The organism is Moheibacter sp. (assembly GCF_049672845.1).
In the GTDB taxonomy this organism is placed as follows: Bacteria; Bacteroidota; Bacteroidia; order Flavobacteriales; family Weeksellaceae; genus Moheibacter.
Window position 1 is genome coordinate 143,328 of sequence record NZ_JBATWT010000012.1, and the last position, 19,695, is coordinate 163,022.

At 39.3% G+C, this 19,695-nt stretch carries 16 protein-coding genes; 9 read left to right on the forward strand and 7 right to left on the reverse strand.

What is annotated here, in order from left to right; all coding sequences use genetic code 11:
* Positions 1-21 precede the first annotated feature (21 nt).
* On the forward strand, positions 22-408 hold the full coding sequence (locus tag WBF63_RS06445) for a DoxX family protein (RefSeq protein ID WP_424368890.1): 387 nt from the start codon (positions 22-24) through the stop codon (positions 406-408).
* Here WBF63_RS06445 and WBF63_RS06450 read toward each other — a convergent pair whose 3' ends face one another.
* Positions 409-1,905, reverse strand: a complete 1,497-nt coding sequence (locus tag WBF63_RS06450) for a tetratricopeptide repeat protein (protein WP_424368891.1) — start codon at positions 1,903-1,905, stop codon at positions 409-411.
* Positions 1,906-2,074: 169 nt separating this feature from the next.
* Here WBF63_RS06450 and WBF63_RS06455 point away from each other — a divergent pair, with 169 nt between their 5' ends.
* The gene (locus WBF63_RS06455) at positions 2,075-2,581 is read left to right on the forward strand and encodes a hypothetical protein (RefSeq protein ID WP_424368892.1); all 507 of its coding nucleotides are present in this window, start codon (positions 2,075-2,077) and stop codon (positions 2,579-2,581) included.
* Between the two features lie 38 nt (positions 2,582-2,619).
* On the opposite strand, the gene WBF63_RS06460 is transcribed toward WBF63_RS06455, so the two are convergent.
* The 3 genes from WBF63_RS06460 to WBF63_RS06470 all read right to left on the reverse strand — a co-directional run bounded on the left by WBF63_RS06460 (position 2,620) and on the right by WBF63_RS06470 (position 7,043).
* Positions 2,620-5,670 carry a T9SS type A sorting domain-containing protein gene (locus WBF63_RS06460; protein ID WP_424368893.1) on the reverse strand — a complete coding sequence of 1,017 codons (3,051 nt, stop codon included), beginning with the start codon at positions 5,668-5,670 and terminating at the stop codon, positions 2,620-2,622.
* Between the two features lie 127 nt (positions 5,671-5,797).
* Positions 5,798-6,340, reverse strand: coding sequence for a DUF488 family protein (locus tag WBF63_RS06465; RefSeq protein ID WP_424368894.1), 543 nt, complete (start codon positions 6,338-6,340; stop codon positions 5,798-5,800).
* 10 nt (positions 6,341-6,350) lie between these two features.
* Positions 6,351-7,043 carry an SMUG2 DNA glycosylase family protein gene (locus tag WBF63_RS06470; RefSeq protein ID WP_424368921.1) on the reverse strand — a complete coding sequence of 231 codons (693 nt, stop codon included), beginning with the start codon at positions 7,041-7,043 and terminating at the stop codon, positions 6,351-6,353.
* A 111-nt stretch (positions 7,044-7,154) separates the two neighbouring features.
* Between WBF63_RS06470 and dnaG the strand changes: the two genes are divergently transcribed.
* A complete protein-coding gene (gene dnaG, locus WBF63_RS06475) occupies positions 7,155-9,089 on the forward strand; it encodes a DNA primase (protein WP_424368895.1) in 1,935 nt (644 codons plus the stop codon).
* Positions 9,090-9,175: 86 nt separating this feature from the next.
* On the opposite strand, the gene WBF63_RS06480 is transcribed toward dnaG, so the two are convergent.
* Both WBF63_RS06480 and WBF63_RS06485 read right to left on the reverse strand, forming a co-directional pair.
* Complete coding sequence (locus tag WBF63_RS06480; protein ID WP_424368896.1) at positions 9,176-9,613, reverse strand: SPOR domain-containing protein; 438 nt, start codon at positions 9,611-9,613, stop codon at positions 9,176-9,178.
* An 84-nt stretch (positions 9,614-9,697) separates the two neighbouring features.
* On the reverse strand, positions 9,698-10,189 hold the full coding sequence (locus WBF63_RS06485) for an SPOR domain-containing protein (RefSeq protein ID WP_424368897.1): 492 nt from the start codon (positions 10,187-10,189) through the stop codon (positions 9,698-9,700).
* Between the two features lie 276 nt (positions 10,190-10,465).
* On the opposite strand from WBF63_RS06485, the gene WBF63_RS06490 reads away from it, so the two are divergent.
* Genes WBF63_RS06490 through WBF63_RS06515 form a run of 6 tightly spaced genes read left to right on the forward strand, consistent with a single transcriptional unit; the run spans position 10,466 to position 19,155 of the window.
* Entirely contained in the window at positions 10,466-11,896 is a 1,431-nt protein-coding gene (locus WBF63_RS06490; RefSeq protein ID WP_424368898.1) for a c-type cytochrome, read from the forward strand.
* A 21-nt stretch (positions 11,897-11,917) separates the two neighbouring features.
* Positions 11,918-15,109 carry a TAT-variant-translocated molybdopterin oxidoreductase gene (locus WBF63_RS06495; protein WP_424368899.1) on the forward strand — a complete coding sequence of 1,064 codons (3,192 nt, stop codon included), beginning with the start codon at positions 11,918-11,920 and terminating at the stop codon, positions 15,107-15,109.
* A 29-nt stretch (positions 15,110-15,138) separates the two neighbouring features.
* Complete coding sequence (gene nrfD / locus WBF63_RS06500; protein ID WP_424368900.1) at positions 15,139-16,545, forward strand: NrfD/PsrC family molybdoenzyme membrane anchor subunit; 1,407 nt, start codon at positions 15,139-15,141, stop codon at positions 16,543-16,545.
* On the forward strand, positions 16,535-17,065 hold the full coding sequence (locus WBF63_RS06505) for a DUF3341 domain-containing protein (RefSeq protein WP_424368901.1): 531 nt from the start codon (positions 16,535-16,537) through the stop codon (positions 17,063-17,065). The genes nrfD and WBF63_RS06505 overlap by 11 nt, the downstream gene beginning before the upstream one ends.
* Before the next feature lie 9 nt (positions 17,066-17,074).
* The gene (locus tag WBF63_RS06510) at positions 17,075-17,788 is read left to right on the forward strand and encodes a c-type cytochrome (protein WP_424368902.1); all 714 of its coding nucleotides are present in this window, start codon (positions 17,075-17,077) and stop codon (positions 17,786-17,788) included.
* 14 nt (positions 17,789-17,802) lie between these two features.
* Positions 17,803-19,155 (forward strand): hypothetical protein, encoded by a 1,353-nt coding sequence (locus tag WBF63_RS06515; RefSeq protein WP_424368903.1) that lies wholly within the window; start codon positions 17,803-17,805, stop codon positions 19,153-19,155.
* A 73-nt stretch (positions 19,156-19,228) separates the two neighbouring features.
* On the opposite strand, the gene WBF63_RS06520 is transcribed toward WBF63_RS06515, so the two are convergent.
* Positions 19,229-19,459: a helix-turn-helix domain-containing protein gene (locus WBF63_RS06520; protein WP_424368904.1), complete on the reverse strand. Its 231-nt coding sequence runs from the start codon at positions 19,457-19,459 to the stop codon at positions 19,229-19,231.
* Between the last annotated feature and the right edge of the window lie 236 nt (positions 19,460-19,695).

Below are 19,695 nucleotides of genomic sequence, written 5' to 3' on the forward strand. Positions count from 1 at the left end.
GAAATCTAAAAAATATAGATAATGGAACATTTAGCGGAAATCTTTATTCTCATTATGCTCGCCATCGTTTTTCTTCAGTCTGGAATTGATAAAATTGTGGACAGAAAAGGAAATCTAAGTTGGCTAAAAGGTCATTTCGCCAATTCTCCTTTGAAGAATATAGTTCCGTTTTCGCTTTTCACGGTAACGGTTTTTGAAATCATTTCGGGACTTTCAGCTGTTGTGGGAGCGGTTTCGCTGATTACTTGCGAAGGAAATTTATTTGCCCTTATCAGCGGAATTCTTTCGGCCATCACATTCTTGATGTTATTTCTGGGCCAAAGACTTGCAAAGGATTATGCTGGCGCCCAAACCATTGTGATTTATTTAATTCCAACGGTGTTGTTGCTATATCTTTTGCAGGCTTGATCAAAGTTCTGCGAGGAAATCTTCAACTGATTCGTAATTTTCTTCCTGTAATTTCTTTTTGAGACGCATTTTGGTGACCCGTACACTTTGAGGTGAAATGCCAAGCGTTGAAGCCATCTCTTTACCTGAAAGTTTCAGACGCAATAATACTAATAACCTGATTTCGGCTTCGGTAAGAGAAGTTTTTAGCATAATGAGTTTCGGGAGGAATTCCGGATAAATTCCGCTGAACTTTTCCTTGAACTTCTCCCAATCTTCATCGGTCAGGATTTTCTGATTTAAAAGCTGAGCAACCTGAATTTCATTTTTGTCTGATTCAAATGATTTTTTTTGCTGAAGCTCATTTATCAATTGATTTTTTTGGGATAAATCCACAATATAATTTCGTAATTCTTTCTTTTTAACCGAAAGAATTTTCTGGGAATTTTCAAGTTCCAGGGCTAATTCTTTTTCTTTCATTTGAATGAGTGAAATCCGACGGTACACAATCAGAGATAAAATCAGTAAAATAATCAGAATTGAAATCAAGATGAACCACAACCGATTTTGGGCAATGATTTTTTCTTTTTCCAGATTCTGAATCCGCAGATTTTTGACTTCATTTCCAAGTTTTGCCTGTTCTTCAATTAACTTTTCGGACTGGTTGGCTACCAGGATTTCTTTTTCAAATTCCGCATACTTTTTATGGTATTTCAATGCGGAATCCGCTTCACTGAAAAACTCATAAGTTTCGGCCAGTTTTCTGTACGCCTCGCTGATTCGCACTTTACTTTGGCTTTCTAGTCCTGATTCAAGACTTTTATCGGCAGCAATCACTGCTTTTTGTTTCTCTTGCTGACGCGTATAAATTTCGGCCAAATTATAATAAGTCGCGGCCATTCCGTCTTTGTAATCTATATGATTGTAAATCTGGATGGCTTTGAGGTAATTGGTCAGAGCGGAATCATTTTTATATTGGTTCTTGAAGATTTGACCATGATTATTATATGCTATTGCAAGATCTCTTCTGGAATTTAATTCCTGAAAGATTTTTATGGCTTTGGTATTGTTTTCTATTGCATTTTCAAAATCACTTTCTTCTTTCTGTATCAGAGATATATTGGTATAAGTTAAACCCGTGAGTCTTTTCAGTCCTAGTTTTTGGGCGAGTCGATTGGATTCGCGATAGGATTCCATTGCTGCAAGATTGTCGCCCAAACGCCAATGAACCAAACCGGTATTGTTGAGAATATTCGCAATGCGGGTTTCATCTTTTTCGTCCTTGGCTTTCTGGTAGGCTATAGAAAAGTAATTTAGCGCTTCTTTATAATTTCCTTTTCCCCATTGTGAAGTCGCATAATTGTTTAAATCATCGATGTCTGCATCTTTCTCGGGTACCGGAAAATTATATTGTTCTGATTCAACATCGGATTTTGAAAGCGTAGGTTTCTGCTCTTTGCTTTGACAGCCAATTATTAACATCCAAAAAATCCAATATACTTTCCTGAATTTAAACATGATGATAAAATTAGTTCATTTGAAATTAGCCTATGCGAAATATAATGAAAACTCTCTTTTTAATTACAGAAAATAAATCTTGGACGCTTTTAATTTTATTGTAAAATTGCAGTTCATGTCAAAGGATATTTATATCACTTACACTTGAAAACTCATTAAAGCTTATTATATGAAACTAATTTTCAGTATTTTATCTTCAGTTCTGCTTTTTGCGCAGTCGTATTCTCAAAACAGTGAATTTTCTTACGAGGGTGTTTCCATCAAATGGGAAAATGACTGGGAAATGTCTGAACAGGATCCAATGGATGGCGACGGATACTATTTGGCACTTGAAAAAACAGGCGAAGATGAAAGCGGTTTGGTAGCCATTACCTGGATCAATGTAGATTTGGAGGAAAGTGCTTTTTTGGCAATATTTCAGGAACAATTTTACAGTAGTTTTAACAACCAAGCCGAAATTAATTTTTCGGAATTCTATGAAACCAAATTTGCGGAAATTAACGCATTGGCTACCGATTTTGAATTTGATTTATTTGGTTTGCATCACAGAGGCACAATTTATACTTTTCGCTTAAACGGGAAATCTTTTGGCATTCTGAAACAGGAAGCAACGGAAGATGCAGCCAAAAACGCAGCCGGCTTCAAGAAAATTGAAAATAATTTTAAGGTTATATAAAAAAAAGACCGCATTTCGCGGTCTTTAGAATTCAACTTTTATTTAACGATGAGCTTCTTGGATTGGACAAATTTCTGTGAATTTAATTGATAGAAATAAATTCCTTTTGGAAGTCCCGAAAGATTAATTTCAGCAGAATGCGTACCTGCCGGATAATTTCCTTTTACTAAAGTTCGTATGAATTTCCCCTGAACATCATAAAGATTAATTTCCACATTCCCTGAACTTTCAATCCCAAATGGAATGGAAGTGATGCTCTTTGCGGGATTCGGATAATTTTGTCCCAGCCAATTGCCTGTTAGATGATCAATGGGGTCATCAGCTCCCAAAACTTTGTGTTCGGTTTCAAAGAATTTAATTCCTGCAAAATGGTCCATTTCGTTTGACATTTCGGTGGAAATTAATAATCTTCCATCCGCGAAAGGAACCAGACTTACGGGATTCAAGGGCGATAGTTCGTCTCCTATGAAATCTTCTGTTTCCATTTCGCCATCGGCTGAAATTTTCATCAGTGTCGCAGTGGTAAAAGGACCGAGCGAATAATAGATTCTTTTGGGATGCGTTGATGAATATTCCTGATTTAACACATAAATATTGTCGGCATTATCAATGTACATATCGCGGTAATATTGTAAATCATCAGAGGATTTGTTCCAAACCAATTCGCCTTGGGCATCATAATTCAAAACGATTACGCGGTTGATCATGGTCGAAATATGATTACTGAACCCGGTTAGGATAATGTTTCCTGAAGAATTTGTCTGGATTTCGTAGGAACGGATTCTCCGACCTGTTTCACTATAAGTTTTGTCCCAGATATTTTCACCTGCGGAATTATATTTTAGAATTACCATTTCGCCTAAATTCATTTCGGACTGATTTTCTTTCCAAGCACTTAGGTAAATATTATCATTTTGGATAGCTAAATCCGTTGCCCCAGAATTCCATCCGCCAATGGGGAAGAATTCCATCCAATTGAGGTTTCCGCTTTGGGAAATTTGAAAAACTGCGACATCTGTGGCTTGAGAGAAAAATGAACCTACACCTGAATGGCCGGTGAAAACAAGATTTCCGGTTGGGTCAAATTCTCCCGCACTGATTTGGAAAAGGTTGTCGCCGTCCCGGGCCGAAATAAATTGGTTCCATTGTTCTTCTCCTTGCGAATTGAATTTTATCACGTTGAAATAAGGTTGATAAAGATCCGAAGATTCGTGCGCTGTACCTGCGATGTAAACATTTCCCTCGTTGTCAACCATAGGCTGAATATAGCCTTCAGGGAAAATCATTTCTTTTTGCGCTTCCCATAAAACTTCTCCGGTAGGTGAAATTTTCTGAACCGTTATAAGTGTTTCGAGGTCGTAAGGACTTGGCGTGAGCAAAACATAGCTATTTCCTGTTTCGTCAATATTTACCGAAATCCGGTTTGCAACATATCCGTCCTCTGGACTATACAATTTTTCCCACGCAATTTCTCCATTGGAATTATAATGAATTACAAGATATTTGAACATGAAATTCAGATCTTCATTCACAAAACCATGGTAACCAATCGCCGTCATTGAACCATCAGGTCCGGGTTGGCTATCCAGCAGGGTGATGTTTCCGCCACCCATATTTTCATAGCGTTTTTCCCAAACGGGAATTTCCGGATTGTCCTGAAATTTAATCAGTTCGTAAACCTCGCCAAATTCTGTGTATCTTGGACTTAAACTTAAATAAATTGCTTCGTTTTCATCAATGCCCAGTCCAATAGAGCCCGCCAAGGAATATGTATCCACTGATTCTTTGGTATAAGTTTTTTCTAAAGCCAAAGAACCATCAGTGTTGTATTTTCTTACTTCCACCGTGTTATTGAAATCTCTTAGTCCCCAAACCGAAATAACCGGTTGGGAATCGGCCAAAAGAAACTGAACGAATGTGCCGATGTTATCGCCTGTAATCTGTAAGTTGTTGGTTTCCTGAATCCAGTTTTCAGTTCCATCTTCAGGGGAATAAGCAATCAGGATGCTTCCGCCGCTCTGGTCATATTCCCGGTGCATACCCGCTACATATACCGCGTCTTCGTTTATTCCAATATGATATCCCAATGTAATGTGATTCCCGGACTGATAAGATTTCACCCACAAAAGTTCGCCGGTAGGAGAATATTTAATCGTTCCCATTAAACTACTTCCCGAACCATCAGCAAAAGTTCCGGTAACGTAGCAATTTCCTGCTTCGTCAAACTCCACATCAGATGCTGTATTATTGGTGGGATTCCCATTGTCATCGTACATATATTTATTCTTCCAGATTAATTCTCCGTCCGAATCATATTTAATGGTATAATAAACTTTGTACAAATTTTCATCGGATCCAAATCCTGTAATCGCAACATTTCCAACCGAATCCGTTGTTACATTGTAAGGTTCAATCCAAACTTCTTCTATATCGTTTTCATCCAAGGCACTCCAAATTAAATCACCTTCGGAATTATATTTTAAAGTTAAATATCCGACTCCTTCAGCTCCGTTTGAATTCACGGAATAACTCATTCCACCAACAATTATGTTGTTTTCAAAATCGGTGGTAATGCTTTGCGGATAATCCAATCCGCTAAATCCTGCGTCAAAAACAGAACTCCAAATGGTTTCTCCTGTGATTTTGTCATATTTCACAGTAAGGATATCCATATTGTCGCCATTCCATTTGATCCCCGTAATGATTGGGTTATTTTCCTCGTCAAGCGTAATGGCAAACCCGATTTCCACTACAAAATCGCTGTTTTCTTCTCTTTTTTCCCAAATTAAATTACCGGCAGCATCGTATTTAATCGTCAGTATATTTCCTTGTGGCGCATCGATATGGGAAGAAGTTCCTGTGATGTAGGTGTTTCCCTGCAAATCGGTCACGCTTTGGCGCGGAGCATTTACGCCCTGATAAGTTTTCTCATAAAAACCCAAATCTTCTGCATTGTCAATTCTGTTTGTTTCTTCTAAATTTGGAACGGCAGGTTCCGAAATCTCATTCAGCTTTTTCACTAACGGCTGTTGTGCATTTAATCCGTAAACAGTGAATAAAATCAACAGAATCAGATAAAAATTTCTCATGTGTTTGATATTAATTTGTTTCTAACCAAATGTAGAAATCACTTTGCATTAACTACTGTTTTAGGTGTTGACAAAAATGTTGACAATGAACCAAATGAACAGTGGGATGGCTTTTATAAGTATATTTTCATTCAAATAAATTCTCATCCGAATAAAAAACTTTTCCATCCACCACACGCGCCGGGGAAGTAAAAGGATGTTCTTCGGTTTTGTCCACGGCCATAATGTGGATTACATTCCAGCCCGAAGCTTTCAGATAATCCGAAACCAACGAACGATGACAACGCCACCAAACAGCTTCTGAACACATATAAGCGGTAGGATTTTCCAATGCGATTTCTTCTAATTTCTCAATGCCGTATTGAAATTCCGGCGTTTCCATAAAATCGGCATAAGCCCGAAAAGAAGCGTTTTTCCATCGGTGATTTTTGGAATCTTTTTGAATTTTTCTTCTTCCACCCAATTCTTCGAAATGTTCATAGGAAATTCCCTGATTCTCAAGAAACTCTTTCAGATTTTCACGATTGAAATACGGATAATTCCGCGAACCGGGAAAACGACGAATGTCCACAAGTACTTTGATCCCTTGGGATTTCAACATTTTTAGAAATAATTCGGCACTATGGGTCGAGTGTCCGATGGTGAAAATTGTTTTTTGAGCAAATTCCATTTTTCAAATTTTAAGTTTCATTTTCAAATGCCAAAATGTATTTGTCGAGATAAATTTGCTTTTCCTTGGATTTATATTGTTGAATGTAACGCGGATGTTCCAAAACCGTCATTTTTTCAAACAAATTATTTTCCTGATTCAATTGATGGATAAACACCGAATTTTTATTGCCCAAAACAAATACTTCGGAAGTATCCAATCCAAATGAAATAAAGGTTTGCAAAACATCAACCATATAATTTTTCACTGACTGAAACAATGCTTTGTTGTCATAATAATTAGCATTCAACCATTTCCCTTTGGTTTTTTGCACAATGGCCAACGGAAAAGGAGAATTGATAAAGAATTTCCGATAAAACAAATCAACACCGCCGTATTCTTCCATCATTTCGTACATGAAAACCGATGAAATTTCATGCGTTTTTGCCGAATTCATCTGGATGCCACAAACCGCTTCGAGTCGTTTAGTATCAGTAAACGGAATGCCTGTGACGCCGGCTCCGTGGCGACTTGGATTGATTCCGATAATGAATTTCCGCTGATTCAGGTCATCATAATATTTCCCATAAAATTCCGACATTACTTTCATCGTTTCGGGATTATCGGCAAAAGGATTCATTACCTGAAATCCGGGAGGCAATTTCCCTGTAAATTTCAAAGTTTGATTAAAAGCAATAATTTTTTCGGCAAAAGTTTGATTCATAATGGAATGCTTCACAACCAGCAAGAACTGTTCCTGACTCAATTCATTCAAATCCTTTTTTGAATTTGGAATTAATCCGAAAACCATTTTTAAATTAATTATTTTTACCGCATGATTTCAAGACAGACCATAGATGCAATTTTTTCTACCGCAAGGGTGGAAGAGGTAATTGGTGATTTCGTCAGTTTGAAACGCTCGGGAAGTAATCTCAAAGGTCTTTCCCCATTTGCTGATGAGAAAACGCCATCCTTTATGGTTTCGCCTGCCAAACAGATTTGGAAAGATTTCTCCACCGGTAAAGGTGGAAATGTCGTGACCTTTTTGATGGAACACGAACAATTTACTTATCCCGAAGCGCTTCGTTGGTTGGCCAAAAAATACAATATTGAAATCGAGGAAGACCGTGAGCAGACCGATGAACAAAAGGAAGAACTCAAACAACGCGAGAGTTTATTCATCGTTTCGGAATTCGCCAAAAAATATTTCGTAGAACAATTACACGAAACCGAAGAAGGGCAAAATATCGGACTTGCATATTTCAAGGAAAGAGGATTTACGAAACAAACGATTGAGAAATTTGAACTTGGTTATTCGCCTGCCAAACGAAATGCTTTTACGGAAGCAGCAGAAAAAAAAGGCTACGGTAAAAACATTTTGGAAGCTTCGGGTTTATCGATTTACAAAGACAGCGATTTTGGAATTGACCGTTTCCGTGAACGGGTAATTTTTCCGATTCACAGCTTTTCAGGACGAGTTCTCGGATTTGGCGGACGGATTTTACGAAGTGATGTCAAAGCGGCAAAATACCTGAATTCGCCTGAATCCGAAATTTACCATAAAAGCAAAATTCTTTATGGAATTTTTCAGTCCAAACAAGCGATTTTAAAGGAAAATGAATGCTTGTTAGTCGAAGGCTATACAGATGTGATTTCACTTCATCAGGCTGGAATTGAAAATGTGGTCTCGAGTTCGGGAACGGCGCTTACGCCCGATCAGATTCGATTGATCAAAAGGCTTACGCCCAATGTGATCATTCTTTACGATGGAGATGCGGCAGGAATCAGAGCTTCATTCCGGGGAATAGATTTGATTTTGGAACAGGAATTAAACGTCAAGGTTTTATTGTTTCCCGAAGGGGATGATCCCGACTCTTTTGCACAGAAACATTCTTCAGAAGAAATTCAAAAATACATTGCAGAAAATGCAACGGATTTCATCCGTTTCAAAGCCGGAATTTTACTCGAAGAAGCCAAAGACAGCCCGGTAAAAAAAGCAGAGTTGATTCGTGATATAATCCATAGTATTTCTTTGATTCCCAATGTGATTCAACGTGAATTATACATTCAGGAAACTTCCAAAATCATGGATGTCCGCGAAGAAGTTTTGTTTAAAGAATTAGGGCAAAACCTTCAGCGAAAACAAAAAGAAGACCGCGAAAAAAGGCAAAATGAAACAACTTCCGCTCAAATGGAAGTAGTGAAAGATGTGGTGATTGCGGTAAATCCGCGCGAAGTAGTGGAGGAAGAAATAGTCCGTTTGCTATTGCAGTATGGTGATTTGATTGTTGAATTAAAGGATGATGAAGGAGAAAATTATCAGACAACTGTAATCGAAGAAATCATCAATCAGTTTGAAGCCAATGATTTAAAATTAAACAATCAACTTTATCAGTCGATTTTGGAAGATGTAAAGCTTGGATTTGAGCAGGAAGAACTTCGCACAGGTACATTTTTTGTCAGACTTTTTGACGAAGGAAAAACAGAAGTAGCTTCTGAGGCGATGATGGAGAAATATTCGCTGAGTGAAAACTGGAGCAAAAAGCTGAATATTCACATCAAACCAAAAGAAGAAAATATTTCAAAAGACATTACCGATACGATTTTGCGCTATAAAACCTTTTATCTGGAGGATGTAATCAAAGAATATTCAGAAATTCTGAAAAAGGAGGATATTACCGGTGAAGTACGAAATGAACAACTGGAAAAAATCATGTTGCTGACAGAAATGCGCGCAAAAATTTATCAAGCACTGAATCGTGTGATTTGAGTGATTGAATTTTTAATTCCAACCTTAGGGGTTTAGGGGAGATATTGAAAAATGATCAGCGGAATTCCGCGAAATCTGCGGGAAAATTAATCAATCAGACTGCAACGGATTGTTTCTTCCACGATGAGTGAGGATGGAAATGCCCGTCGCGCTCTGTTTAACATAGTTTGCGCAGACTCTCTTGATTCGAAATGACCTAATTTGATTTTGTAATCCGGGGAAATGTATTCCAGGTTTGAAAATTCACCCGGAAAAAGCGATTTGAGTTCTTTTAATTTTGCTTCGGCTTCAGAGCGGTTTTTACTGTAAAAAACCTGAATTCTTGCGCCACGGCAGAATTCGGGTTTAGGTTCCGGCAGGCTTACGGTAGCGGGACAAACTTCGTTTTCTTTTTCCTCCATTAATTCTTCCAAAGATTTTTCCCATTCGATGGTCAGATTTCCGTATTCAGAAGTGACAACATTGGACTGGGCCAACAAAAATCCGGAAAATAAAAAGGCAATTGCCGATAATTTAATCTGCATAATCATTCAGTTTCCTCTATGAAACGGAAAAATAAAAGTAGAAGTATCTTATTAAGAAAAATTAACTTATTAAAGCATCAAAATTTAAATCGCTTTTCTACACCAAACGCGCCACTGAACTGCAAATGCAGCCGGATAAGTTCGCTGAATTCTTCTTAAATCAGAATTAGCTGACTGACGTGTAAAATAATCACCCACAAGAATTCTCCAGTCGGGGCTTGCGTAAATCAGTTCAGGCGTAAGGTTGGGATGTTGTTTCGCAAAATCATTTTTAACCTTGTCGGCAGTAGCTCTGTCTTTGGTATAGAAAATTTGAATTTTATAACCCATAATTTTCTGTTGGGTCGCACATTTGTCGGCAGGAGAAAGTTTTTTTGGCGGAACATATACATTCTTTTTACATACAGCTTGTTCCTTGCTTTTTAAAAGATTTTCCAATCGACCGTCCAGTTCGATAGATAGTTTACCACCACTGATACTGTCATTCAAAATCCAGGTAGAGGCTTGTCCGGCATCTGTTTGAGCGAAAGATTGAATCCCGGCAATAATTAGAATAAAAAGAAAGTATCTGCGCATAACTTCTGGTTGAAATGAAATACAAATATATTAAGAAGAAAATAATTCCACCGATTCAAAAATTTAAAAAGGGAAATTAGTTTTACAAATTTTGAAATACAAGCTAAATATTGATTATCTGTGAGTTTGAAGCTTAATTTATTTAGAAACGTTTTAAATTAAATGAAATGATAAACTTCATCATCAAAATCTTATGATTTTATTAAGGTTTGAGCCTATTTTTGTCGGGTTAAATCGCAACATTTAACATTTGTAACCGAACTCAATGTTTAGTAAATGAAGGCACGACCATTTTACAAATTGCAATTTTTGAATTTGGCTGTATTCTTGGCCATTTTCACTTTCTCTTATTCACAGGATGAAATCACGGGCGATGGCGCGAAAGGATATGAATTATTCCAAGCCAATTGTACTGCTTGTCACCAAATTGACGGAACACTTATTGGTCCGCAGATTCGTGGCGTAGTCGACAGAGTGAAAGAAGAAGGCGGTGTGGGCAGAGAATGGCTGCATGCCTGGATCAAAGATAACAAAGCACTTCGCGAATCAGGTGATGCGTATGCCAACAAGGTGTACGAGCAATACAACCGTCAGGAAATGTTGTCTTTCCCGTCTTTGAGCGATCAGGATATAGATGATATCCTTACGTTTTCAATGAATCCGGAAGCGGGACAGGAAGCTTTTGAAAAAGCAAAAGCTGATGCGAAAGCAGCAGCCGAAGCGGCTAAAGCAGCTAAGTCAAGTGGAGGTGGAGCTTCCAGTGGTATTGTAATCGTGGGATTCTTTATTCTGTCGGTCCTTCTTATCTGGATTCTGATAAGATTGAACGCATTGGTAAAACTTACACGAGCCGAAGAACTTGCTCCAGACGATGAAGAAGTGGCATTCAGCTTTGCCGAATTCATCAATAAATATGACAAAGTATTTAAACTTTCTCTTATTGCCTTGTTGTTCCTTACCTTATTTGGTTTGTGGAAATTCATGCTGGGAATCGGGGTAGATAAAGGATATGAGCCGGAACAGCCAATCTATTTCTCTCACCAGATTCACGCAGGAGTTCAGGGGATTGACTGTCAGTATTGTCACTCAAGTGCTAAATACGGAAAAGTTTCAGGGATTCCTTCTCCAAACTTGTGTATGAACTGTCACAAAACAATTAAAGAATACAAAGGTGATTATTATGAAGAGCATCTAGTGGAAAGCGGACGCTTTGCAAGTGCAGATGATGTGAAAGAATTCTACACCGGAGAAATTCAGAAAATGTATAAATCCATCGGTTGGGATCCTGCAACCAATTCTTTTACAGGAGAACAAAGACCAATCGAATGGGTGAGAATTCACAATATGCCTGATTTTGTGTACTTCAGCCACCAGCAACACGTAGTGGCGGGAGAAAAAGCGATCCTTCAGGCAATTGCAGACGGAACGATTCCGAATGCAAAAGAACTAAACCTGCCGGGAAACAGTCAAGTGTGTTTCGCTTGTCACGGTGATGTTACAAAAATGGATGAATTGAAAATGGCCAATCAGTTTACGATGGGGTGGTGTATCGAATGTCACCGTACCACCGAAGTTGATATGTCAAACGAATATAACAGTCAATACTACGCTGAACTTCACGAAAAACTTAAGAAAGAGTATGGTGATGGGGCTAAGATTACAGTTGATGCGATCGGTGGTCTGGAGTGTGGAAAATGTCATTATTAAAATATAAATTAAGAGGTATAAATGGCTTCTAAGAAAACATATTGGAGAAGTGTCGAAGAGTTAAATAATCCAAATTTAACTGAACAATTAGCGTCCAATGAATTTGCAGATGAGGTTCCGGTGGAAGATTTCCTTGGAAACAAAGAGGCAATGGAAGGAACGCAGACTTCGCGAAGGGATTTTTTAAAATTATTGGGATTCAGTACAGCAGCTGTGACACTCGCAGCTTGTGAGGCGCCTGTAATCAAATCAATTCCTTATGTGGTGAAACCGGATTCAATTACGCCGGGCGTACCGACTTGGTATGCGTCCACCATTTTTGACGGATATGATTATGCCAACGTTTTGGTGAAAACCAGAGAAGGTCGTCCCATCCGTATTACAACCAATAAATCAGCGAAATATTTTGCTACAACCAATGCAAGGGTTCAGGCATCCGTACTTTCTCTGTACGATTCAGACAAAGTGCGAGGTCCGTTGATGAAGAGTGGAAACTCTTTCAAACCGGTATCCTGGAAAAATCTTGACGAAGAGGTTTTGGCAAAGTTACAAGCTGTGGGCGGAAGAAAAGTTGTCATTTTGACTTCTTCTTTGCCAAGTCCGACTACCAAAAAGCTAATTGCAGATTTCAAAGCTAAATATCCGACTGTTGAACACGTAGTGTATGACGCTGTAAATTATTCGCCGGCATTGGATGCGGCAGAAGAAATTTACGGACAGCGCGTATTGCCGTTCTACAACCTTGAAAATTCAGAACTTGTTGTTTCTTTCAATGCAGATTTCCTTGGTGATTACAACGGAGGAGCGGCGGAACACGGATACGCAAAAGCTCGCAGACCGGGCAAAAATATGCTTCGTCACATTCAGGTGGAAAGTAATTTGTCTATGACCGGTGCCAATGCAGATACGCGCCATCCAATGAAACAGACAGATGTGCTGAGAACGCTGGCTGAAGTTTACAAAGGGCTTACCGGTTCAACTTCAGACAAAGTAGCAGCTTCTGTCGTAAGTGAAATCAAAGCAAAAGGTAGCAAGGCAGTTGTACTTGCAGATGGAAACAAGGAAGCTTATGCGCTTTGTTTTGCAATTAATCAGCTGATTAATTCAGAAGCAGTTTCCAAAACCAAAGTGACTTTATTAAAAGAATCAAACGATAAACTTTTTGATCAGTTCATAACAGATGCAAAAGCGGGAAATGTTGGAGCGCTTTTAATGTTCCAAACAAATCCGGTTTACAACCATCCGAAATCAAAAGAAATTGCAGGAGCTTTTTCCAAAATCGGTCTGAAAGTAGCAATGTCTGAAAAACTGGACGAAACTGCTTTTTATGCGGATGTGATTGCACCGGTTCCACATATTTTGGAAGCCTGGAATGACATCAATCCGATTACGGGTGTTTATACACTCCAGCAACCTACGATTCAAAGAATTTTTGATACAAGACAATTCCAGGATTCATTATTGACCTGGATGAAAGATACCGTAACGACTGATGCGGCTGCTGCCGATACGCTGGTGGTAAATCAGGATCCGAATAAAGTGGAACTTGTAATGCCAAAACCATCTTATCAGCAACCTGCAACTGAATTTTACAAATATTTAAAAGCAAATTGGGAAGCAAGCATTTTACCTCAGTTAGGATATAGTTTCAATCAAGCATTGTACAATGGATACAATGAATCTGCCGAAACTGCTTCTATCACTGCTTCAGGAAATGCTGCTGCGGCTGCAGATAAATTAGCTTCAGCCAAAGCTTCTGAATGGGAACTTCAACTTTATACAAGTTGTGGAATCGGAGACGGAGGACAGGCCAATAACCCTTGGCTTCAGGAATTACCGGACCCAATCACACGTGCATCATGGGATAACTATATTACGTTAAACCCAATGGATGCGGATAAATTTGATATCAAAACTTCTGAAAATGCAAACGTTAAAAACGGACGTATGCAGTATGACGGAGATTATGTAAATATCACTGCCAACGGACAGACCATTGAAAAAGTTCCTGTATTTATTCAACCGGGACAAGCCATCGGTACTGTGGGTCTGGCACTTGGTTACGGAAGAACCAAAGGTGGAAAAGTTTGTAACAAAGTCGGTGTAAATGCTTATCCGATTTATGCAAACGGGAGCATGGCCGTTACCAATGTGAAAATCGAAAGAACGGCGCAGGGCGAGAAACATGAATTTGCTTGTATGCAGATGCAGAATACTCTGATGGGCCGATATGAAATCGCAAGACAAGCAACTTTGGCCGACTTCTTAAACAAACCGGTTGAGGAATGGAACGAGCCGGCAGTAATGCCAACCTGGAGAGGAACTTCGCCTGTGGGAGAAGTTGACATCTGGCGTGTACATGATCGTTCGGTTGGACCTCACTTTAATTTGTCGGTTGACTTGAATGCCTGTACGGGATGTGGTGCTTGTATCATCGCTTGTCAGGCAGAAAACAATACAGCTGTTGTAGGTAAAGCAGAAATGCGTATGTCGAGAGATATGTACTGGTTGAGAATTGACCGTTACTATTCCGATACTACCAACAACACCCGAACGCAGAAAGTTCAGTTGGAAGGATTGACTGAAGACGCAAGAGAAGACAAAACAGAAGCTGCGATGTACAAAAGGTTGATCAAGCCGGGTGCAGAAAATCCGGATGTGATTTTCCAACCGATGATGTGTCAGCATTGTAACCACGCTCCTTGTGAAACGGTTTGTCCGGTTGCGGCAACTTCACATGGTAAACAAGGTCAGAATATGATGGCTTACAACCGTTGTGTGGGAACCCGTTATTGCGCCAACAACTGTCCTTACAAAGTAAGACGTTTCAACTGGTTTAACTATGCCTTGAACGACAAATTCGATTTCAATATGAATGACGATTTGGGTCGTATGGTATTGAATCCTGATGTAGTCGTAAGAACACGCGGGGTAATGGAAAAATGCTCATTCTGTATTCAACAGACACAGGCGACGATTTTGAAAGCCAAGAAAGAAGGAAGAAGAGTTACCGATGAAGAATTTAAAGATTCCGTAGCATGTGCTTCTGCTTGTGCAACTGGAGCAATGGTATTTGGTGACGTCAATGACGATAACAGTGAGGTAAAACAATTGAGCGAAGACAACCGCGTTTACCGTGTGATCGAAGAATTGGGTACAAAACCAAACGTATTCTATCACGTTAAAGTTAAAAACAGAACAGAGAAGGCTTAAGTTTAATAAGAAATAAGTTAGAAAGAAATATGTCACATTACGAATCACCGGTTAGAGAGCCTTTAATTATAGGACATAAAACCTACCATGATATTACGGTGGACATTGCCCGGCCGATTGAAAATAAATCGGGTAAATTATGGTGGCTGGCGTTCAGTATAGCATTGGTAACCTTTTTATATGGTTTGGGATGTATTGCCTACACCATTGGTACTGGGATTGGCGTTTGGGGTCTTAACCGAACCATCGGTTGGGCCTGGGATATTACCAACTTCGTTTGGTGGGTAGGTATCGGTCACGCAGGAACTTTGATTTCTGCGGTATTGTTACTCTTCCGTCAGAAATGGAGAATGTCCATCAACCGTTCTGCTGAGGCGATGACCATTTTTGCCGTTGTTCAGGCAGCATTGTTCCCGGTAATCCACATGGGACGTCCATGGGTTGGGTATTGGGTTTTCCCAGTTCCGAATAACTTCGGTTCTTTTTGGGTAAACTTCAACTCACCGCTATTGTGGGACGTATTTGCGATTTCAACTTATTTCTCGGTATCGGTTGTATTCTGGTACATGGGATTAATTCCTGACTTTGCGATGATTCGTGACCGTGCAAAAAAACCTTTTTCAAAGAGAATATACGGAATCCTTAGTATGGGATGGGGTGGAAAAGCCAAACACTGGCAAAGACATGAGGAACTGTCTTTAGTATTGGCAGGTTTATGTACGCCACTTGTATTCTCGGTTCACACCATTGTATCCTTTGACTTTGCTACTTCGGTAATCAAAGGATGGCACTCCACCGTTTATCCGCCGTACTTCGTTGCGGGGGCTATTTTCTCCGGATTTGCCATGGTACAGACACTTTTGAGTGTGATGCGTAAAGTTATGCACCTTGAAGAGTATATCACTCGTCAACATATTGAATTAATGAACATCGTAATCATCGTAACAGGTGGTATGGTAGCTGTGGCTTATGCGAGTGAATTCTGGGTGGGATGGTATTCAGGAAGCCGATATGAAGACTTTATGTACTTCTCGCCGGGAGCAGCAGTAGGTCCTTATTGGTGGGCATTCTGGGCGCTTATCTTTTGTAACGTATTAATTCCTGCACTATTATGGATTCGAAGAATCAGAAGAGATTTCGTATGGACTTTCATTATCTCAATTGTAGTAAATACAGGGATGTGGTTTGAGCGATTCGATATTATTGTGGTGAACTTATCACGTGACTATTTACCGGGTGGATGGACCATGTTTATGCCAACATTTGTGGACGTGGGGATTTTCATCGGAACAAACGGATTCTTCTTTGTGTTATTCCTTTTGTATGCACGTACATTCCCGGTTATTGCACAAGCTGAATTAAAGACGATTTTGAAATCATCAGGAGAAAGTTATAAAAAACATCATACAGAAGACGATCATCAACATGAGCACTAAAACTATATACGGCCTATACGGTGACGACGACGAATTATTGAATGCCGTTAAGACTTTCAATAAGGAAGGTATCGCAATCAAAGAAGTTTATACACCCTTTCCGGTGCACGGACTAGACAAAGTATTGGGACTGAAAAAAACCCGTATTTCCGATGCCGCATTCTTTTACGGATTGTACGGAACCACGCTTGCCACGACCATGACTTGGTTTATGATGAACCACGACTGGCCGCAGGATATTGGAGGTAAACCATCTTTTACTTGGTTGGAAAACATGCCTGCCTTCGTTCCGATTATGTTTGAGTTGACGGTTTTCTGTGCGGCTCACCTTATGTCATTGACTTTTTTGGTTCGTAATAAATTATATCCGGGAGCTAAAGCTCAGAATCCGGATCCGCGTACGACTGATGACAAATTCCTGATGGAAATCGAGTCAAGTGATGTGGACAAAGTGAAAGAAGCATTTATTAATACCGGAGCTGTAGAAGTAACTGTAAGAGATTTAAGCCCGGTTCAATAAGATTTAGAAATGAAAAGAGGATTCATATATTTATTATTAGTTGGCGTCGCTTTTTCGTTGAGTTCCTGCTCAGGGAAAAAACGAAATCCAAGCATCGTGTTTATGCCCGATATGTATTATCCGGTAGCATACGACCCTTATTCAGAGGCGGACTTTGAATACTGGCCGGAAAGAAACGGGGAAAAATCTAACGTTCCTTTGTTCAACGACCGTCGTCAGATTACGGCGCTTTGGCCCGCTCAGGGTTCTGTGGAAAGAACAGACGAACAAATGATCTTACCTTGGGAGTTGAAAAATACTTTGGAAGATTATAATAAATCTAAAGCAATCACAACCTCGCCATTGGATCCTGCCAATCGCAAAAAGGATTTGGAAAGAGGGGAGAAATTATATGGTCAGACCTGTACGGTTTGTCATGGTGACACCGGTGACGGACAAGGATCAATCGTACAAACCAAAGCATATTCGGGAGTTCCGACTTATGGGGAAAGAGAACTTTCTGTAGGTTCTGTTTATCATGTGATTATGTACGGGAAGAATGCGATGGGACCTTATGCACCACAACTTACACCGGTTGACCGCTGGAGAGTTGCGGAATATGTAATGAACCTGAGAGCAAAAAGCTTGCAGGCAGCAGGTGCGCCGGCTGCAGCTGGATCTCCGACAACCACAACTGCCGGAGATGAAGCGGAAACGACAACGGATAATACAAATAATCAATAAAGGAAAGAAATATCATGCAGTATACGTTTTCTCCAAGATTGAAAATGACCTCATTTGCACTAATAGGTGTAGGTATCTTGATTTATGCAATTGGTTTATTTTTGAATTTTCAAGATCAGGCAAATCCTGACTTTATTACGGATAAAATCAAAGAAAATCCTCAGCTTTTTTATGGGGAATATCAAACAGCCGAATTTCAAAAACTGAATCCAAAAGACGGTAAAGACGGAGTTGTGAATGAGGCTCAGTTTAAAATTTATGAACACCAGGTTGCAAACCGTCCTTGGGCTGCAGTTCTGGTTCCTGCTTTCCTTGCTTTTGGTATGGCGGGTGCAGCTTTGTTCTTTTTATCGGTTCAATTTGTAGCCAATGCAGGTTGGTCAATGGTAGTAACCCGTGTGATGGAAGGAATCGCTTCCTTTATTCCTGTCGGAGGAATCATAATATTAATCATTGTTTTTGCAGCAGCATTACATGGAAACCATCTTTACCACTGGATGGATCCTACATTGATTGATGTAAACAGTGATACGTACGATAAATTTATCGCGACCAAATCCAAAATTTGGTTAAACGTTCCGGGATGGTTAATCCGTTCGGTTTTATACGTTGCCCTTTGGACTATCTTTATGGTTTGGATTAAGAAAACCACTAAAAAATTGGATGAAACTGGCGACAGAAAAGTATTCAGTCAGCTTTATACCAGATCAGTTTTGTTCATCATCGTGTTTTCACTTACCACTGCCGGATTGGCTTGGGACTGGATCATGTCACTTGACCCACACTGGTATTCGACATTGTTTATGTGGTACGGAATGGTGAGTTATTTGGTTGCTTCAGTTTCAGCAATGGCAATCATCGCTATTTACTTGAATAGAAAAGGATCTTTGCCTTTGTTCAACGATAACCATCAGCACGACCTTGCCAAATATATGTTTGGATTCAGCTTACTTTGGACTTACTTGTGGTTTGCACAGTTCATGCTTCAGTGGTATGCCAACATTCCTGAAGAAGTTCAATATTTCCAACAAAGAATTACGCAATACGACGGATATTTCTGGATGTTGGCGGTAAACTTCGTAGCTGTATTATTGATCATGATCAGTTCAAGTATCAAGAGAAGAGTTACTTTGGTTTTTGTAATGGGATTTGTAATCATCCTTGGTCACTACTGGGATTTCTACAACCAGATTATGCCGGCTTCAGTTGGAGCATTCCATAATTTCGGGTTCCTGGAAATCGGAGCATTACTTTTCGTAGCCGGATTGTTTGTGTTCTTTGTAATGAACGCTATCAGTAAATTGAACTTGGAAGCAAAAGGACATCCTTACTTCCACGAATCAAAAATTTACGAATATCCATATTAATTAAATCGTTCACTTCGAGAACCTAAGTGAACTAAACCATACCCAAAGGGAATTCTGAAAAGAGTTCCCTTTTTTATGATTCAAAATTCAACAGTTCTTTAGGCTGAATTTCCAAACCATCTGCCAGAATTTTTATTGTATTGAGTGTGGTGTTTATCTGACCAAGCTCTATTCTGCTTATCTGTGAGTATTCAATATTACACAAATGGGCGAGCTGTTCCATGCTCAGATTTTTTGATTTTCTTAATTTTCTGAGATTTTTGCCAAAAGCAATGATGAATTCTTCATTCTTGGTTTCTTTCACAGAACGAAAGTGCAGATTGCAAGACAAAATTATTATAGCACAAATGCTATATTTTAATATTGTATTTTCTATATTTGGAATTCATTAACATTTTATTTAATTTTAAAAACCTTAAACAACTTTAACATGAGAAAGACAATTTACTTACTGTTGCTTTGTGCAACGAGCTTACTATTTTCTTGTTTGGAAGATGATAATAATACTTACTCTAATACAGTTATTAAAGAAACTCCTGT